Genomic DNA, 17,225 nt, shown 5'->3' with positions numbered 1-17,225 from the left:
CTGCCTTTATATTATCTGGTATTTTCTGAGTTCTTCTTCACTAATTCCCTCAATCAATCCTAATTTTTGTAACTTTTCTATAACTTTTTGTTCCACATCAACATCTGGCGGCCATTCACGCTTAAATCCGTCAAGCTTATTTTTATTTGTCCCGTCAATTCCTATTATTTCATCTATCCAGACATCACGCAAAGCGTCAATATTGTTTGTTACTCTCCACACAAGCATATAAGGGTTATTTGTCTCATTAGTATTTATAAAAACAACTATTCTTATATTATTTTTTAAAGCTTTAATATTCTCAAAAATATCACGGGCTTTTTTTTCTTTTTTATATTTAATTACGCATATTGGATTTTTCGTATCGGTAAAATACTGCTTTACTCCTTCAATTAATGGTTCAATTTCTTTTAATTTTTTTAACAATTCTTCATCGCTTAAAATATTCAATTTTTCATTTTTCACTTTTAATTTTTCACTTTTAGTTGCGTCTATTCCAAGTTTTCCGCCGACCAGTTCTTCAATGCTTGAATGATCAAGCTCATCAACTATTCCTTTTGAAATTAAAATTTTTTCTTTATCAAAATTATTTAAAATATATCTTGTTAAATTTTTATAATCCCTAAGGGCCGGTGCATCATCCCCAACAAAAACAGCATGTTTTACAAAGCTCATCTGTCCCGTTCCCCATAAAGAGTGCATTATTTGAAGAGAATGTCCCGGGTATCTTGGAGCAATTTTTGCCAAAATCAGATTATGAAAAACTCCGTTTTCAGGCATTGCATAATCAATTAAATCCGGAGCCGTAGTTTTTATAAGAGGCAGAAAAATCCTCTCGGTTGCATACCCCATATATTTGTCTTCCAAAGGGGGTTTGCCCACAACCGTTGCATAATATACAGGTTCTTTTTTTGTGGTTATAGTTTCAACGTGCATTACAGGAAAAGGCTTTTTAAGCGTATAATACCCGGTATGGTCTCCAAACATACCTTCAATTTCCACTTCTTGGGGATTACACCACCCTTCAATTACTATATCCGCATCTGAGGGCACTTCCAAATCATTGCTTATGCATTTTACAAGTTTTGGATTTTCTCTTCTTATAAATCCGTAAAGCATAAGTTCAAATATCCCGGGCGGCATTGGGGCCGTTGCGCACCATGTATAAAGAGGGTCTCCCCCTATTGCAATACTTACAGGCATTTTAAGCCCCGCTTTTTTATATTCCCAAAACAGATGTGCGCTGTCTTTATGAATCTGCCAGTGAAGCCCGAGCCTTTTATTGTCATATATCTGAAGTCTGTACATTCCGACATTTCTGCTCTCTCCGTCAATACTTTTTGTATAAACCTGCCCCATTGTTATAAATTTACCGCCGTCAAGAGGCCAGGTTTTTAAAATCGGCAAATCATTCAAGTTTACCGCTTCTAAATTCGGCATTAGGATAAAATTCTTTTAAAATTTCGGCAGTTTCTTTTGCACGGGCTGCTTTTGAAGTAATTATATAATTTATTACAGGATATATGTTTTTAACGGCCTTAAAAAATTCTTTTGCCCTGATTTTTCCTTTTTCTATCAGCGGCCTGTCAAAGTCATGTCCTCTAAACTCATACTTTTCCATCGCCAAAGAATGTCTGATAAATAAAAATTTTTTCATTATACCCTCCTTAAGAGTACTCCCGTTAAATAAAGCGAATTTGGGATATTCAAAATATACGGATGGTCAACATCCTGTTTAAGAAATTCGACAACTTCCAAATTGCATTTGTTTATTATACTACTACTTAACGCCAAATCCAACAAATCTTTTGAATTAATGGCATTAGAACAGCTAAAAAGTGTCAAATATCCATTATTTTCAAGAATATTAAGCGAATTTACAATTAAATATTTCCATCCTTTAAGCGCACCTCTTTTAGCTTTTTTATTTTTTGCAAATGCCGGAGGATCAATTATTATTAAATCATATTTCTCTTTTTCATTTTCCAAAAATTTAAATACATCGGCTTTTATTATTTCATAATTGTTAATATTATTTAATTCGCAGTTTTTTTCTATCTGAGAACAGGCTAAAGCAGAAATTTCTACAAATTTAGTAAAATGGGCATTTGCATATATTCCAAATCCTCCTGCGTTTGCAAACAAATCTAATGTCTTTTTATTACCATATTTACCTACTACTTTTCTATTTTTTCTCTGATCAAGAAAAAACCCTGTTTTTTGACCTTCTTTTAAATTGGTTAAAAATTTTTTATCATTTTCAATTATCAAAAATTCATCATCCACATTTCCAAAAAGAGTTTCATTTATAATTTCTAATCCCTCTTTTTGCCTTATTTTATCACCTTTTTCATATAAGCCTTTTGGATTTAACAAATCTATTAAAATTTCAATAATAACGCCCTTAAAATTATCCATTCCGGCAGTTGTAAAAGAAACAACAAGATTATCTCCGTATTTGTCTACGATAAGTCCCGGCAGAAAATCCGCTTCTGAGTGTATAAGTCTAAGAGAATTAGAATGAAATTTTTTCTCCAAACTTAACATAATATTTTTACTATTAAAATCTGCACCCCTGTTTTTTAAAGCTTTTTTAATTCTTTCATAAAAAAATTCCCTCTCAATTTGTATTTTTTCAAAGCTTATTACCCTTGCACTGATCTTACTTAAAGGGTTTATAAAGGCAGTTGCCACATATTCTCCGTTATAAATCAAATCGGTAACACTTCCTTTGTCGCAATCGGGAATATTTATCAGTTCGTTTTTATAAACCCATGGAAATCTTTTTTTTAATTTTTGAAAAGCATCTTTAGTTATTTCTACTTTCATACATTAAACCTAAAATGCATTACATCACCGTCTTTTACAATATATTCTTTTCCTTCCAGCCTCATAACTCCGGCTTCTTTTGCACCCTGTTCGCCATTATATTTTATAAAATCCTCATAACTTATAACTTCGGCCCTGATAAATCCTTTTTCAAAATCTGTGTGTATTACTCCGGCCGCCTGAGGGGCTTTTGTGCCTTTTTTAATCGTCCAGCTTCTGACTTCAATTTTTCCTGCCGTAAAATAACTTATCAAATTTAGTTTTTCATACGCTTTTTTGATAATCTGATCAAGTCCGCTTTCACTTGCCCCCATACTCTCTAAAAACTCTTTTCTTTCTTCATCACTCATTCCGACCATTTCTTCTTCTATTTTAGCACATAGTTTTATTACTTCCCTGTTGTTTTTATTTGCATATTCTTTTAGGGATTTTACATATTCATTATCCTCAGCCAAACCTTCTTCATCAACATTTGCCCCGTAAAATATTTCTTTATTTGTTAAAAAACTGAGCTCTCTTTCAAGTATTTTAAAAGCGTCTTCATCTTTTTTTGGAAAAGTACTGACCGGATTTCCCTCAGCCAGCCATTCCATAAGCTCCTCGGCTAACTCAAGCTGGGCTTTAGCTTCTTTAGAACCTTTTGCCTGTTTTTGTAGTCTTTCTATCCTTCTTTCAAGAGTCTGAATATCGGCATATAAAAGTTCCTGTTCTATTATTTCCACATCCCTTATGGGATCTACGCTGTTTTCCACATGAATAACATTAGGATTTTCAAAACATCTGACCATATGCAAAATTATATCTGTCTCACGAATGTTTGCCAGAAACTGGTTTCCAAGACCCTCACCTTTACTTGCACCTTTGACAAGTCCCGCAATATCTACAAATTCTATGGTTGAATATTGAATTCTATTTGGATTTACTATTTTGGCAAGCTCGTCAATTCTTTCATCCGGTACAGGAACTATAGCTTTATTAGGTTCTATTGTACAAAACGGATAATTTTGAGCTTCTGCATTTTGTGTTTTGGTAAGTGCATTAAACGTGGTGGATTTTCCAACATTAGGCAGTCCGACAATTCCAACTTTCATATATATTTTCTCCTTAGTTTTTATGAAATTATATCTTATTTTAATTATTTTTTATTTTGGGAAAATAAGAAGGAGAATCAAAGAGATTTTAAGTAGTTTATAAACGTATCAACCCCGAATCCGCTTGCACCGTAAGGATTAAATCCCCACTCTTTTTCTACAAATGCCGGTCCGGCAATATCCAAATGAGTCCATTTGTCTTTATTTTTTACAAACTCACTCAAAAACACTCCAGCAGTAAGCGCACCGCCGTATCTGCTTGAAGCTATATTACAAATATCGGCAATATTGCTCTTTAACAGTTTTGGCAAATATTTATTAAACGGAAGATATGCAAAATGTTCACCGGCCAATTGTGCATTTTTAATAATATTTTCTATTTTTTCTTTATTAAAGCCCATTGCACCGGCTGTATAATCTCCAAGGCCTACAACACAAGCTCCTGTAAGAGTTGCAAAATCATAAATTTCATCATATTCTTTAATTTCCTCATCGGCGTAACACAGACAGTCAGCCAAAACAAGTCTTCCCTCGGCATCCGTATTTCTGACTTCAATAGTTTTTGAGTTTTTTGCCTTTAATACATCATCTGGTTTATAAGCATTTCCTCCTATCATATTTTCAGCCGCACCCAAGATGGCATGCACTTCTATATCGAGTTTAAGCTCACTTACAGCTTTTATAATTCCAAGAACTGTAACTGCACCTGATTTATCACTTTTCATAGTTACCATATAATCGGCTGGTTTTAAACTTAACCCCCCGCTGTCATAACATAACCCCTTACCGATTAATACAATTTTTCTTTTAGGATTTTTCGGTTTATATGTTAAATGAATAAGCCTTGGAGGGTTGGAGCTGGCTTTTCCTACGGCATAAAAAGCATGATATCCGTTTTCATATAAATAATTTTCATCATAAATTTTACATTCAAGTCTGTTTTCTTTTGCAACATCTTCGGCAATTGCTGCAAGTTTAGGCGGAGTTATTTCATCCGGAACAGAATTAATGACATCTCTTACAAAATTTATTGTATTTGCTCTTATTTTTGCTTCTTTAATTAACTCATCAAAATCTCTTTTCGAATTAATCGCTATTTTTTTAACCGGATGCTTTGCTTTTTCATTTTTATATTTGTCAAATTCATAATCTCCTAACATAAATCCTTCAAAAAAGGAAATTAAAATTTCTTCTTTTTTGGTATTTGGAGGCGTAATTTCCACACTTTCAAATTTATATTTTTTAAGAGATTTAATAATACTTGCCGTTGCAGTTTTTATATTTTCGGCATTGATTTTTTCAATTCCGACATAAATTCTTTTTTTTTCAGCCAAAACCAAAACTTCGCCGTCTTTACCATTAAAGCCATATTCTTCAAATTTTTTTGTTCCGTTTATAATAATTTCTGCTTTAACTTGACCTTTTCCTTTAATAAATTCCATTTAATCCTCCTCTTTTTTATTTAAATACCAAAGAAATGAAAACAATATTATTACAAAAGCTACACCTAAATACCAATGATGTTTCAAGAATTTTAAAATTGCCAAAATCTCCTCGCCGAATATATAACTTGGTATTATTGTAACACTTGCCCAGACAAATGCACTAAATAAATTAACCAAAGCAAATTTCTTTGCATCATAATTCAAAATACCTATTGTCATTGGAATAATCGTTCTCATCCCGTAAATGAATCTTTGTATAAAAACAACCCAGATGCCATATTTCTTAAGAAGCAGTTTTGCTTTTGCAAATTTTTTTCTGTGCTGTGTTAACTCTTTTAAAATCCATTTTCTGTTAAATCTCCCAAGATAAAAATATATCTGGTCTCCGCTGAATCCCCCAAATGTAGCGACAATAATGGCAAGCTCCAGATTCATATCACCTGTATGTGATAAAACTCCTGCCATAACAAGTCCGGTTTCACCTTCAAATATACACCATATAAATAAAATTATATATCCGTATTGTTTAAGAAGATAAATTAAATTCTCTTCACTGAAAAATTCTTTTATGGAATGTAAATCAAAAGCCCAAATAAAGCTTATAAACAGTGTTAAGATTAAAAATTTTTTCATTAAATTTCAAATTTCAAAATTTTTTTTGCACTCATCATATCTTTATCTCCCCTGCCGGAAAGATTGACAATGACTATTTTATCTTTTATATTCTCTAATTTTTTTAAATAAGCTATAGCATGCGAACTTTCAAACGCCGGAATAATTCCCTCTTTTTGACTTAACCATACAAAAGCATCCAAAGCCTCTTTATCAGTTATATAATCATATTTAATTCTTCCGGCTTCATAATGAAATGCATGCTCCGGCCCGATTCCCGGGTAATCAAGGCCGGCTGAAACGGAATAAGCTTCTTTAATCTGTCCTTCCTCATCCTGAAGGAGATAACTCATCTGGCCATGTAAAACTCCGGGTCTTCCGGCGTTTAAACTAGCCCCGTGTTTTCCGCTTTCAATTCCAAGCCCCCCTGCTTCAACTCCGATACACTGGGCATTTTTTTCTTCCAAAAAATGCGAAAATACACCCATGGCATTGCTTCCTCCCCCAATACATGCTATTATATAATCGGGAAGGGAATTTTCCTTTGCCAAAATCTGGGCTTTTGCCTCATATCCTATTATAGCCTGAAAATCCCTAACAAGCATAGGATAAGGATGGGGACCCGCAACAGTTCCTATCACATAAAAGGTATCCCTTGCATTACTTACCCAATATCTGATTGCTTCATTCATAGCATCTTTTAATGTTCTGCTGCCGCTTTTTACAGGATGCACTTTTGCACCCAAAAGCTCCATTCTAAAAACATTGAGTTCCTGTCTTTTTACATCTTTTTCACCCATAAAAACATCACATTCAAGTCCGAAAAGTGCCGCAGCAGTTGCTGTTGCAACACCGTGCTGACCGGCACCCGTTTCTGCAATTACTTTCTTTTTACCCATTTTTTTTGCAAGTAACACCTGACCTATGGTATTGTTTATTTTATGCGCACCTGTATGGTTTAAATCTTCTCTTTTTAAATATATTTTTGCATTAAGCTCTTTACTTAAATTCCCAGCATAATATAAATTTGTGGGACGCCCGATATATTCTTTGTAATAATAATCCATTTCTTTCCAAAAATTTCTATCAAATCTCACACTCTTATAAAAATTTTCCAATTCTTCAAGAACAGGCATTAATGTCTCAGGTACAAATTTTCCTCCGAATTTGTCAAAATGCCCTTCTTTATCAGGATCATATATAGGTTTTGGAATATACATTAATTTCCTTTTTTAATTTTTAACTTTTAAAAGTGAATCCATTTCAACTCCAAGCTCTCTTAATCTTTTTTCCCCATCTAAGAATTCAAGTTCTATTAAAAATGCACAAGCTTCTATTTTTCCCCCTATTTTTTGAATAAGTTTTACAGCCGCTTCAGCGGTTCCGCCTGTTGCGATTAAATCATCAACAAGTAAAATTTTCGGATTTTGGCATTCTCTAAAAGCGTCAATATGAATTTCTATTTCATCAAATCCGTATTCCAATGCATATTTTTCACTGACAGTGGTAAAAGGAAGTTTTCCTTTTTTTCTAAGAGGGACAAAACCTTTTTTAATAGCATAAGCTATTGCCGAACCGAAAATAAAACCTCTGCTCTCAATCCCGCATACAAAATCGACATCTTTATATTTATCTGCAAAGTAATCGATAACCTCGGCAAAAAGTTCCCCGTTATTAAGCAATGTTGTGATATCTTTAAAAATTATTCCTTTTTTGGGATAATCAGGAATATTTCTTACAGATTTTTCTACTTTTTTAGCCAGTTTGTTTTTCATTTTTTTTGCCTATTTTACTTTTTCCAGATAATCACCTGTACGTGTATCAACTCTTATTTTATCACCCTCGAGAATATGACAAGGAACTGTCACAACAGCTCCTGTTTCGAGTGTTGCGGGTTTTCTGCATGCCCCGCTTCTGTCTTTGTTGCTTACAGGCTGTGTTTCAATTACACTAAGTTCAACACTTCCTGGAAGCTCAACACCTATAACTTTCCCGTTATGAAATAAAATGTCCACTTCCATTCCGTCTAAAAGAAACTGTTTACTTTCTTCAAAAACACTTACATCCACCGGAATCATTTCATAAGTATTTGTATCCATAAAATAATAAATATCCCCTTCATTATAAGAATATTGATATTTTTTTCTTTCAAGATGGGGTTCATCCGCTTTATCCCCTGCATGAAATGTTTTTTCTATCACCCTGCCGTCAATTAAATTTTTGAGTTTTGTTCTTACAAACGCCGCACCTTTTCCGGGTTTTACATGATGATATTCAACTATTTTATAAGGTATACCGTCTAGTTCTATATTTAAATATTTTTTTAAATCATTCATACTGTATGCCATATTTCCTCCTTAAATTTCCGCAAAAGCCACACTTAAAGCGGCTTTTAAGTTTCTAAGTTCATTTAATACATCTTCATTAACATGATTATCTACAATAATAACAGCCATTGCCTGACCTTTTTGGTTTCTGCCCAGTCTGAAATCGGCAATGTTTATTTTGTTTTTCGCAAGTGTCATTCCGACTTCACCTATTACCCCGGGTACGTCGGTATTTTTAAAGAATATCATTTTACCTTTAGGCTCAAATTCCAAATCAAATCCTTTAAATTCAACAATTCTCGGATATTCATCAAGCATTGTGCCACTTATGGAATATTCCCCTTCATCGGTAATTATTTTTATATTGATAAAATTTTTATAAGTAGTGTTTTTAATTTCTTGGGTATTTAATTCAATTCCTTTTTCTTTGGCCAAAAATTCCGCATTTACATAATTTACACTGTCTGTGATATTTTTAAGAAGCCCCACTACTGTAAATGTTAAAACAGATTTTTCTTCTTTAGCAATATCCCCGCTTAAATTTACTTTTACTTTTTTGATTGATTTTTTAATTATCTGAGAAAGGATATATCCCATTTTTTGGGAGAGTTCAAGATATTTAATAACCCATTCAGGTGTATTTGCCGTATTAATAGGAAGATTAAGAGCATTAGGATAACTGCTTCCTCTAAGAGCTTCTATAATAGCTTCGGCCGCCTGGGTTGCGATTCTTCTTTGTGATTCTACGGTATTTGCCCCTATATGAGGTGTAACAGATGTGTTTTCGAGCTCAAAAAACGGATGATTTGTAGCCGGTTCTTTTTCAAAAACATCTATTCCAAGCCATCTTATTTTACCTGATTTCAATCCTTCGTAAACATCTTTTTCATTATATAAACCTCCTCTGGCACAATTGATTAACACCACCCCGTCTTTCATTTTTTCAATTTCTTTTTTTGTGATCATATTTATTGTTTCAGGTGTTTTAGGAGTATGGATTGTAATAAAATCACATTTTAATATTTCCTCAAAATCGGTTGTATAATTACAACCTAAATCTGTTGCTTTGCTTGGATCGATATAAGGGTCATATGTAATTACTTCCATTTCAAGTGCTTTTGCTCTCACTCCCACCCTGCTTCCTATATTTCCAAAACCTATAATTCCGAGTTTATTACCTGCAAGTTCAATTCCAAGCCATTTTTCCCTGTTCCAAACATGTTCTTTTTTCAAATTCCATACAGCATTTGTAAAACTTCTTGCCCCTGCAAATAAATGAGCCATTGTAAGTTCAACTGCTGCCAATGTGTTTGCCGTAGGAACATTCATAACAATAATACCTTTTTTAGAACAGCTTTTGATATCAACATTATCAACCCCGACCCCCGCTCTTACAATTGCTTTTAATTTTTTAGCTGATGTAAGAAATTTTTCATTTACAGGCGTTGGACTTCTCGTAATTACACCCTCAGCATCTTCAATTACATTTAAAAGTTCATCTTTCGGTGTTTTACTTGCATCAACGAGTTCAATATCTTTTGCTTTTTTTAGTATTTCAAATCCGGCTTCGTGAATTGGATCGCAAATTACTACTTTCATTTAAATCCTTTTTATTATTTTTTGTAATTTTATCGGAAAATTATAATTTTTAAATAAATTCAATATATTTTCAGCTTCTTTTAAATTTTTAAAAATTACATAAACTGAAACATTTTTTTGTTTAATCATTGAATAAGGAACTTTTTTGGTTTTCAAAATTTCCAAAACATTAAAAAGCGAAAACCTGTCTGTACCTTTTATTATTATTTTATATAAAATAACTGTTTTTATTTTTTTAAAATCAATTTTTTCATATAAAACCCTTGCGGGAAGGGCATTATATTCAAAATTAGAAATTTCAGGAAATTTTTCAGGTTTACTTGTCTTAATTTCAACTTTTTTTTCTTCATATTTTTGCCAAATAAAATTTGGTTTTGAAATTTTAACATAAGTTAATACAAGCAAAGAAAAAATTAAAACGCTTAGCAAAGAAATTATTATTTTCATTCAGCAAGCTTAATTTTATCTCCGTTAAGTTCTATAATTTTACCTTGGAATTCATCTCCCACATTATATTCATTTTTCATATCTTCTTTTCTAACCAGTGCTTCAACATCTCCTAAATCTACAAAACTTCCAAAATCAGTAATATGTTTGACTTTTCCTTTTACATTATCTCCAATTTGATAATTTTTTGCAAATTCTTCATAAGGATTTGAAAGAACATCTTTTCTTGAAACAATCACTTTATTATTTTCCGGCTCTATTGTAATTACTTTTACTTCTATTTCATCGCCGATATTTAACACATCGCTTGCTTTTTCGCCTTTTTTAAAACTTACAAATTTATTTGGTAGAAGAACACTTATTCCGTCTATTTCAACAAAAGCACCTACATTTATAAATTTTGTAACAACACCTTTTAATATGTCGCCTTTTTTATATTTTTTTGAGAATTCTTCGGCAGGTTTATCCAAAAGGTTTTTTCTGCTGACTCTCAGTTTTTCTTCATCAGTATTAATTTCTACTATTTCAACATCTATTTCCTGCCCCAGAGTTAAATCATTCATACCGTCCCAGTTAATTTCACTTATATGCAAAAATCCCTCAGCCCCGTTTCCCAAATCAACAAAAGCGCCGTAATCTGTAATATGTGAAACACTAACTTTTACAACATCGCCTTTATTTAAATCTTTAATTTCTTCCCAAGGGTTAGGCAGGGCTTTTTTAATGGAAAATATTCTTCTTACAGGATCAACAAGCATTACTTCAACATCATCTCCGACACTGATATATTTCTTATGATCTATTTTTTTATAAAAAATTTCATCTTTTGGAACAAAACCGCTGATTCCGTCTATATCTATTACAAGACCGGAATTTTTAACCTTTGTAACATTTGCAGATATTATTTTGTCTTTTAAGCTCTCTAATTTTTCTTTTATTTCATTTAAATATGCTTTTCTATCAACTACAACAGAATTTTCTTTAAATTCTTTTACCTTTGCTTTTACCTTTTTACCGATTACACTTTCATCTTCTTTAAGACCGCTTAGGCTTTTTGGCAAAAATATTTCAGTATCGTCTATATGGGAAATAAATCCGCCTTTTATTATTTTTTCCACATTAAATTCAACTACATCACCGATATTCAATTCCATGTTACTTCCTTTATTTTTGAGATTATTTTTTCTACCAGCCATTCCGGAGTCGAGGCACCGGCACTGATTCCGCAAAGCTTTTTTCCTTTAAACCACTCGGGGTTTATTTCTTTTTCATTTTCTATTAAATGGCTCTGGGCATACTCTTTTGCAATATTATATAACTGTTTTGTATTAGAAGAGTTTTTACCACCTATAATTATCATTATATCCGCATCTTTTGCAAGAGCCCTTACAGCATCCTGATTTTCAAATGTTGCATTACAGATGGTGTTGAACACCCTGACTTCTTTATAATTTTTTATTAAATAATCAGTAATTTTTAAATAATCCTGAATTTTTCTTGTAGTTTGTGCAACCGTCGCTATATGCTCTTTAAGTTTTATTTTTTTAAGTTCATCAATATCCAGCACAACAAAAACCCTCTCATGAACGCTGTAACTCATAACACCTTTTATTTCAGGATGATTGATATCCCCGAAAATTACTATATCATATCCAGCTTTGCTCATATCTTCCACAATTTCCTGGGGTTTTTTAACAAAAGGGCATGTGGCGTCAATTATTTCAACTTTTTTTTCTTTAAGCTTTTGTAAATCTTTCTTCGGAATACCGTGGGTTCTTACAATCACCCTTTTTATGTTTTTATCTATTTTTTCAATTGAATCAACATAATTTACATTATAATTTTTGGCAAGCCTTTTTATTTCAAGTGGATTATGTATAAGCGGACCGAGTGTAACGGCATTTTTAGAATTTTCGGCAATTTCAACCGCTCTTTTTACACCAAAACAAAATCCGTAACTTTTGGCTTTTTTAATCAGCATTTTCCACCCTGAACTTAGCTATTTTATTAAACAGATTAAAAAAATTAGGAAAAGATGTGTTTATACAATCCACATCAATAATTTTAACAGGACACAAAAGCCCCAAAATTGCAAAGCTCATGGCAATTCTGTGGTCTCCGAATGAATTTACGGTTCCGCTTTTTGGAAAAGAGCCCGTTATTTTATATCCGTCTTCAGATTCTTCTGCCTCTATTCCTAAATTTTTAAGATTTTTTACAACCGCTTTAATTCTGTCTGTTTCTTTAACCCTGAGCTCTTTTGCATTTTTTACCTCACTCTCACCCTCGGCAACTGCCATAGCGATACTTAGTGCAGGAAGCTCATCTATCAGCCATGGTATATTATTGCTAACTTCCACCTCCTTTAAATTATCGCCTTCAACTATAATATCCCCGATGGGTTCGTATTTATTTTCTTTTAAAATATATTCTATATTTGCTCCCATTTTTTTAAGAATTTCATAAGCCTCAGTTCTTGTAGGATTAAGCGTAACATTTTTAATAACTGCTCTTGATTTGGTAATGGCGGCGGCTACGGCAAAGAAAAAAGCACTGCTCGGGTCATTTGGAACTTCAATGTCAAGCGGTTCTAACTTGCTTTCAAGCGGATTGATTTCAATCTTAATTTTACACTTTCCACTACTTAATATCTGCTCCCATACCTTTTAGCATTCTTTCTGTATGGTCCCTGCTTAAAAATGGCTCTCTGTAAACAGATTTGCCGTTTGCATTGAGTCCGGCCAAAATAAGGGCGGATTTAACCTGGGCGGAAGCTATTTTACTTTCATATACAAAATTTTTGAGTTTATCGCCTCTTATGGCCAAAGGAGCCAAATCACCACCCTCTCTTCCGTCTATTTTTGCGCCGATACTTCTTAAAGGATTGGCTACCCTCGCCATAGGGCGGCGTCTTAGGTATTTGTCTCCGGTTAATACAAAAAAGCCGTTGATTCCGGCTAAAAGCCCCATATATATTCTTATACTCGTTCCTGAATTTCCACAGTATAAAACATCGTCGGCTTCTTTTATCTCTTTTGGGGCATTTATAAGTATTTCATTATTATCATCTTTTATTTCGGCCCCGAGAGCTTTTGCGATAGAGAGCGAATTTAAAGTATCTTCAGCCCTTAAAAAATTTTTTATTCTGCTTGTTCCTTTTGTAAGCAAAGAAAAAATAGCACATCTGTGAGAAATTGATTTATCAGCATCTACAATAAATTCTTCATTAAATCTTTTACCTGCAACCACTTCTAAATTCATCTTAAGCTAAAACCTTTTTCTTCCAATTTTTTTATTATTTTTTGCATTATATCATTTATTTCATTGTCTGTTAAGGTTTTTTCACCCTGAATTACAAATCTGATAGTAAGTGAGTTACTTTTTCCTAAATCATAAATATCTATAGGATAAAAATCTATTAACTCTTTTATATTCAAATTATCTATTAATTCAAATATCTGTTTGTATGTAATATTTTTATCTGTAACAATGGAAAGGTCTCTGTTTACTTTTGGAAATTTATTGATAATTTTCGCCTCTTTTTTTGGTCTTTTCAATTTATTCAAATCAATTTCCGCAAAAACTGTATCTTCAATATCAAATTCTTTTTGTACTTTTGGATGCAACTTTGCCACTACTCCAATTTCTTTCCCGTCTTTTATGATTTTTGCATTTTGATATGGATGGGCTAATGGATGAGAATCATTTTGCATTAATTTAAATTCTCCTATTACAGAAGACAATTTCTCAATCATATCTTTAAATTCAACTTTTTTTGGTTTTCCCTGATTGGTTATGTTTTCAAATTCTGCATTCGAGCTGATAACATAGGCTGCTTTTGTTAATTCGACTCTATTTTTATTATAAACACTTCCTATTGTAAATAAATATATTGATTTATATCCGTTTGCCCTGTTCCTTTTAATATCATCCAAAAGCTGCAAAAGCAGAGTGCTGCGCAGTGTTGAAAGTTCATTTACAATAGGGTTGGCCAAATCAAGCTTTTCATCAACAACTTCAAAACCATATTTTTTTAATCTCTCTTTATCATCAAACACAAAATGAATCGCTTCATAAAATCCGAGAGAAACAGATTTTAATTTTAATTCGTTTATAAAATCAATTTTGTTTATAATATCGTTTATTCTGTTTTTTTCTTCAAAATTTAAAGGTGAAGATTTTATTTCATCTATTCCGTATATTCTTAAAACCTCCTCGGAAACATCCTGAATATTTTTTACATCCGCCCTGAATTCTGGAATTTTTACCCTGAATGTTTCATCTCCTATTATTTCAATGACAAACCCAAGCTTTTTTAAAATTTCGACAATTTTTTCTTCCTCTATATTCTGACCGATAATTTCGCAAATTTCTTTACTTGAGACATTTAAAACAAGGGGTTTTTTCTCCGTTATAAAATCTATTTCAGATGAATATACTTTTAAATTACTCTCTTTTATAAAATAATCCATACCGATTTTTAAATCAGGCTCACTGCCCCTGCTCGCTTTAAAAAAATATTCATCGGTTGTGAGTTTATTAACAAATACAATTTCGCTTACATATTCAGGGTCTATATAGTTGGCGTCAATAATAAATTGAGAGGGATTTTCAAGTTTTATATCGTTTTTAATTCCAACCTGATATTTTCCGCTTTGGGTTTTTAATTCGTCAACACCGTTATTTTCTTCAAAACTGCTCTTAACGTCCGATGCAACCAAAAGCACCCCTGTGGCGTGCATTGAATATTTTATAAGTTCATCCAAATCATTTTTTGCTTCTATTTCGCACAAACTCAGTCTGTATTTAATTTTAAGATTACTTTTAACACTTCCCTGAAAAGCTTTGATTAAATGTGAAGAATGCTTAATATCTGTTTTTTCAAATTTTACAATTCTTCCTATACCTTCGGGTATTTCTTCATATGTAAATTCTTCGGAAATTATATTTTTGTTAAATGCGGCTGCCAGTTCTCTTGCAATTCCGTATATAGAAAAACAGTCTCCCCTGTTGGCGGTAATTCCGAGTTCTATTATTTCATCGTTTAGATAATTTCCGGCATATTCGCCTTTTTTGAGTTCCCCTAACGAATTGTCCAAAACCAGTATTCCTTCATGAAAATCAGGAAGACCAAGCTCCCTTGCCGCACAAATCATTCCGTTTGATTCAATTCCTCTAAGTTTTGCTTTTTTTATTTTAATTTCAGGCAGAGATGCCCCGACTTTTGAAACAACAACAAACTGACCAGCAGCCACATTTTTTGCACCGCATACAATCTGAAGTATTTCTTCCCCTACATCAACTTTACATACATTTAATTTATCTGCGTTGGGATGTTTAACGCAATCAATTACTTCCCCTATTACCACATTTTCAGGAATCTCTATTTTTTTATAACCTTCTACTTCATTTCCTATTCTGTTAAGTGTGGTTATAATATCTTCGGTTGATATACCGTCTAAATTTATAAATTCTTCCAGCCATTTTCTTGTTAGTTTCATTTAAACTGCTCCATAAGTCTTATATCTCCTTCATACATACTTCTTAAATCATTTATCCTGTTTATAAGCATTGCAAATCTTTCAACACCCAGTCCGAATGCATATCCGCTTACATCTTCATACCCCACGGCTTTAAATACATTCGAATCAACCACTCCGCATCCCAAAACTTCAAGCCATCCGGTATGCGAACATACCCTGCATCCTTCGCCTTTGCAAAAAATACAGCTTATATCCACTTCTGCACTCGGTTCCGTAAAAGGAAAAAAAGAGGGTCTAAATCTGACTTTTACATCTCCGAACATATGTATTAAAAAACTTTCAAGTATAAATTTTAAATTTGCAAAACTAACTTTTCCTTTTTTATCCACCACAAGCCCTTCTACCTGATGAAACATGGGAGTGTGTGTCAAATCGTAATCCCTTCTGAAAACGGCTCCCGGACTTATTGCTCTGATAGGAGGTTTTTGAGAAAGCATTGTTCTGATTTGTACAGGGGAAGTGTGAGTCCTGAGCAGTTTTCCGTCGTTAAAATAAAAAGTGTCCTGCATATCGCGGGCGGGATGGTATTTAGGAAGATTTAACGCCTCAAAATTATGAAATTCATCTTCTATCAAAGGACCGGTTTCAACGGAAAAATTCATTCTTGTAAAAAAATTAATAATTTTATTCATTGTATCCGTAATCGGGTGAATCGCCCCTGTGGTTTTTGGAGAATACAAACTTACATCTATTTTTTCAAGTTTCATTTTTTCTTCAAGCAGTTTAACTTCTAGTTCCACTTTTTTATTTTGAATCAAATTTATGGTTTTTTCTTTTAATTCGTTAAGTTCTCTTGCTACTTTTTTTCTTTCTTCTTCGTTTAAATTTTTCAGTTTTTTAAATTCCTGTGTAATAAGACCATTTTTAATAAATATTTATCTCTTAATTTTTCAAGTTCATCCAAATTAAGAGTGTTTTTAATTTCGCTTAAATCCACTAAAGCTCCTTAAAATTTTTGGATATAATACCAAAAAAAAAGGAGGCTTTCAATGGATTGTATATTTTGTAAAATAGTTAAAGGTGAAATTCCAAGCAAAAAAGTAACGGAAAATGATAAATTTTTGGCTTTTTATGACATTAATCCGATAGCACCCGTTCATGTTTTAATAATTCCGAAAGAGCATTTTGAAAAATTCGATTCAACCCCTGACGAAATTTTTCCTCAAATGGCAGAATTTATAAAAGAAGTTGCTAAAACACTAAACCTAAATGATTACAGATTAATAACAAACAACGGTAAAAACGCAGGACAGGAAGTTTTTCATCTTCATGTTCATATGGTTGCAAATCCGGATGGAAAGCTCAAATGGCCAAAACTGGCATAATTAGTGA

The 17,225-nt window shown here is 32.7% G+C and carries 15 protein-coding genes and 2 pseudogenes; 1 reads left to right on the top strand and 16 read right to left on the bottom strand.

Translation table 11 applies throughout. The features are described 5' to 3' along the window. Positions 1 to 6: 6 nt before the first annotated feature. From DZ67_RS0108075 to pheS, 16 genes and pseudogenes are all read right to left on the bottom strand, one after another. The gene (locus DZ67_RS0108075; protein WP_236617796.1) at positions 7 to 1,440 is read right to left on the bottom strand and encodes a menaquinone biosynthesis decarboxylase; all 1,434 of its coding nucleotides are present in this window, start codon (positions 1,438 to 1,440) and stop codon (positions 7 to 9) included. Further along, positions 1,409 to 1,657: a histidine phosphatase family protein gene (locus DZ67_RS0108070; protein WP_024788131.1), complete on the bottom strand. Its 249-nt coding sequence runs from the start codon at positions 1,655 to 1,657 to the stop codon at positions 1,409 to 1,411. Before DZ67_RS0108070 ends, DZ67_RS0108075 begins: the two co-directional genes overlap by 32 nt. Next, positions 1,657 to 2,829 carry a class I SAM-dependent rRNA methyltransferase gene (locus tag DZ67_RS0108065; RefSeq protein ID WP_024788130.1) on the bottom strand — a complete coding sequence of 391 codons (1,173 nt, stop codon included), beginning with the start codon at positions 2,827 to 2,829 and terminating at the stop codon, positions 1,657 to 1,659. The genes DZ67_RS0108070 and DZ67_RS0108065 overlap by 1 nt, the downstream gene beginning before the upstream one ends. Continuing rightward, positions 2,826 to 3,926, bottom strand: coding sequence for a redox-regulated ATPase YchF (gene ychF, locus DZ67_RS0108060; protein ID WP_024788129.1), 1,101 nt, complete (start codon positions 3,924 to 3,926; stop codon positions 2,826 to 2,828). The genes DZ67_RS0108065 and ychF overlap by 4 nt, the downstream gene beginning before the upstream one ends. Positions 3,927 to 3,997: 71 nt before the next feature. Continuing rightward, entirely contained in the window at positions 3,998 to 5,362 is a 1,365-nt protein-coding gene (locus DZ67_RS0108055; RefSeq protein WP_024791984.1) for a leucyl aminopeptidase, read from the bottom strand. Next, on the bottom strand, positions 5,363 to 5,998 hold the full coding sequence (locus DZ67_RS0108050) for a DedA family protein (protein WP_024788127.1): 636 nt from the start codon (positions 5,996 to 5,998) through the stop codon (positions 5,363 to 5,365). Continuing rightward, a complete protein-coding gene (gene trpB, locus DZ67_RS0108045; RefSeq protein ID WP_024788126.1) occupies positions 5,998 to 7,197 on the bottom strand; it encodes a tryptophan synthase subunit beta in 1,200 nt (399 codons plus the stop codon). The genes DZ67_RS0108050 and trpB overlap by 1 nt, the downstream gene beginning before the upstream one ends. Positions 7,198 to 7,209: 12 nt before the next feature. Further along, the gene (locus tag DZ67_RS0108040) at positions 7,210 to 7,752 is read right to left on the bottom strand and encodes an adenine phosphoribosyltransferase (protein ID WP_024788125.1); all 543 of its coding nucleotides are present in this window, start codon (positions 7,750 to 7,752) and stop codon (positions 7,210 to 7,212) included. 9 nt (positions 7,753 to 7,761) lie between these two features. After that, complete coding sequence (gene efp / locus DZ67_RS0108035; RefSeq protein ID WP_024790226.1) at positions 7,762 to 8,325, bottom strand: elongation factor P; 564 nt, start codon at positions 8,323 to 8,325, stop codon at positions 7,762 to 7,764. A gap of 9 nt (positions 8,326 to 8,334) precedes the next feature. Continuing rightward, a complete protein-coding gene (serA, locus tag DZ67_RS0108030) occupies positions 8,335 to 9,903 on the bottom strand; it encodes a phosphoglycerate dehydrogenase (protein ID WP_024788123.1) in 1,569 nt (522 codons plus the stop codon). After that, on the bottom strand, positions 9,904 to 10,350 hold the full coding sequence (locus DZ67_RS0108025) for a hypothetical protein (RefSeq protein WP_024788122.1): 447 nt from the start codon (positions 10,348 to 10,350) through the stop codon (positions 9,904 to 9,906). Further along, a complete protein-coding gene (locus DZ67_RS0108020; protein WP_024791007.1) occupies positions 10,347 to 11,504 on the bottom strand; it encodes a S1 RNA-binding domain-containing protein in 1,158 nt (385 codons plus the stop codon). The genes DZ67_RS0108025 and DZ67_RS0108020 overlap by 4 nt, the downstream gene beginning before the upstream one ends. Beyond that, positions 11,495 to 12,331 carry a 4-hydroxy-3-methylbut-2-enyl diphosphate reductase gene (locus tag DZ67_RS0108015; protein WP_024788121.1) on the bottom strand — a complete coding sequence of 279 codons (837 nt, stop codon included), beginning with the start codon at positions 12,329 to 12,331 and terminating at the stop codon, positions 11,495 to 11,497. Before DZ67_RS0108015 ends, DZ67_RS0108020 begins: the two co-directional genes overlap by 10 nt. After that, positions 12,321 to 13,611 (bottom strand): annotated as a pseudogene (aroA, locus tag DZ67_RS11325) (3-phosphoshikimate 1-carboxyvinyltransferase). Before aroA ends, DZ67_RS0108015 begins: the two are co-directional and overlap by 11 nt. Next, positions 13,608 to 15,851, bottom strand: a complete 2,244-nt coding sequence (ytpR, locus tag DZ67_RS0108005; protein WP_024788120.1) for a YtpR family tRNA-binding protein — start codon at positions 15,849 to 15,851, stop codon at positions 13,608 to 13,610. Before ytpR ends, aroA begins: the two are co-directional and overlap by 4 nt. Next, positions 15,848 to 16,830 (bottom strand): annotated as a pseudogene (gene pheS / locus DZ67_RS10050) (phenylalanine--tRNA ligase subunit alpha). The gene ytpR and the pseudogene pheS overlap by 4 nt, the downstream one beginning before the upstream one ends. 52 nt (positions 16,831 to 16,882) lie before the next feature. Between pheS and DZ67_RS0107995 the strand changes: the two are divergent. After that, positions 16,883 to 17,218: a histidine triad nucleotide-binding protein gene (locus tag DZ67_RS0107995; RefSeq protein ID WP_024788118.1), complete on the top strand. Its 336-nt coding sequence runs from the start codon at positions 16,883 to 16,885 to the stop codon at positions 17,216 to 17,218. Positions 17,219 to 17,225: the final 7 nt, after the last annotated feature.

Source organism: Lebetimonas sp. JS138, from assembly GCF_000523335.1.
In the GTDB taxonomy this organism is placed as follows: Bacteria; Campylobacterota; Campylobacteria; order Campylobacterales; family Nautiliaceae; genus Lebetimonas.
This window is presented reverse-complemented; position numbering and strand designations above follow the sequence as displayed.

What these genes read in the sequence shown, in the direction of transcription:
- DZ67_RS0108020 (WP_024791007.1), bottom strand. Translation starts at nt 11,504, where the DNA reads ATGGAATTGAATATCGGTGATGTAGTTGAATTTAATGTGGAAAAAATA.
- DZ67_RS0108075 (WP_236617796.1), bottom strand. Translation starts at nt 1,440, where the DNA reads ATGCCGAATTTAGAAGCGGTAAACTTGAATGATTTGCCGATTTTAAAA.
- DZ67_RS0108070 (WP_024788131.1), bottom strand. Translation starts at nt 1,657, where the DNA reads ATGAAAAAATTTTTATTTATCAGACATTCTTTGGCGATGGAAAAGTAT.
- DZ67_RS0108065 (WP_024788130.1), bottom strand. Translation starts at nt 2,829, where the DNA reads ATGAAAGTAGAAATAACTAAAGATGCTTTTCAAAAATTAAAAAAAAGA.
- serA (WP_024788123.1), bottom strand. Translation starts at nt 9,903, where the DNA reads ATGAAAGTAGTAATTTGCGATCCAATTCACGAAGCCGGATTTGAAATA.
- DZ67_RS0107995 (WP_024788118.1), top strand. Translation starts at nt 16,883, where the DNA reads ATGGATTGTATATTTTGTAAAATAGTTAAAGGTGAAATTCCAAGCAAA.
- DZ67_RS0108040 (WP_024788125.1), bottom strand. Translation starts at nt 7,752, where the DNA reads ATGAAAAACAAACTGGCTAAAAAAGTAGAAAAATCTGTAAGAAATATT.
- DZ67_RS0108055 (WP_024791984.1), bottom strand. Translation starts at nt 5,362, where the DNA reads ATGGAATTTATTAAAGGAAAAGGTCAAGTTAAAGCAGAAATTATTATA.
- efp (WP_024790226.1), bottom strand. Translation starts at nt 8,325, where the DNA reads ATGGCATACAGTATGAATGATTTAAAAAAATATTTAAATATAGAACTA.
- DZ67_RS0108050 (WP_024788127.1), bottom strand. Translation starts at nt 5,998, where the DNA reads ATGAAAAAATTTTTAATCTTAACACTGTTTATAAGCTTTATTTGGGCT.
- DZ67_RS0108025 (WP_024788122.1), bottom strand. Translation starts at nt 10,350, where the DNA reads ATGAAAATAATAATTTCTTTGCTAAGCGTTTTAATTTTTTCTTTGCTT.
- ytpR (WP_024788120.1), bottom strand. Translation starts at nt 15,851, where the DNA reads ATGAAACTAACAAGAAAATGGCTGGAAGAATTTATAAATTTAGACGGT.
- trpB (WP_024788126.1), bottom strand. Translation starts at nt 7,197, where the DNA reads ATGTATATTCCAAAACCTATATATGATCCTGATAAAGAAGGGCATTTT.
- DZ67_RS0108015 (WP_024788121.1), bottom strand. Translation starts at nt 12,331, where the DNA reads ATGCTGATTAAAAAAGCCAAAAGTTACGGATTTTGTTTTGGTGTAAAA.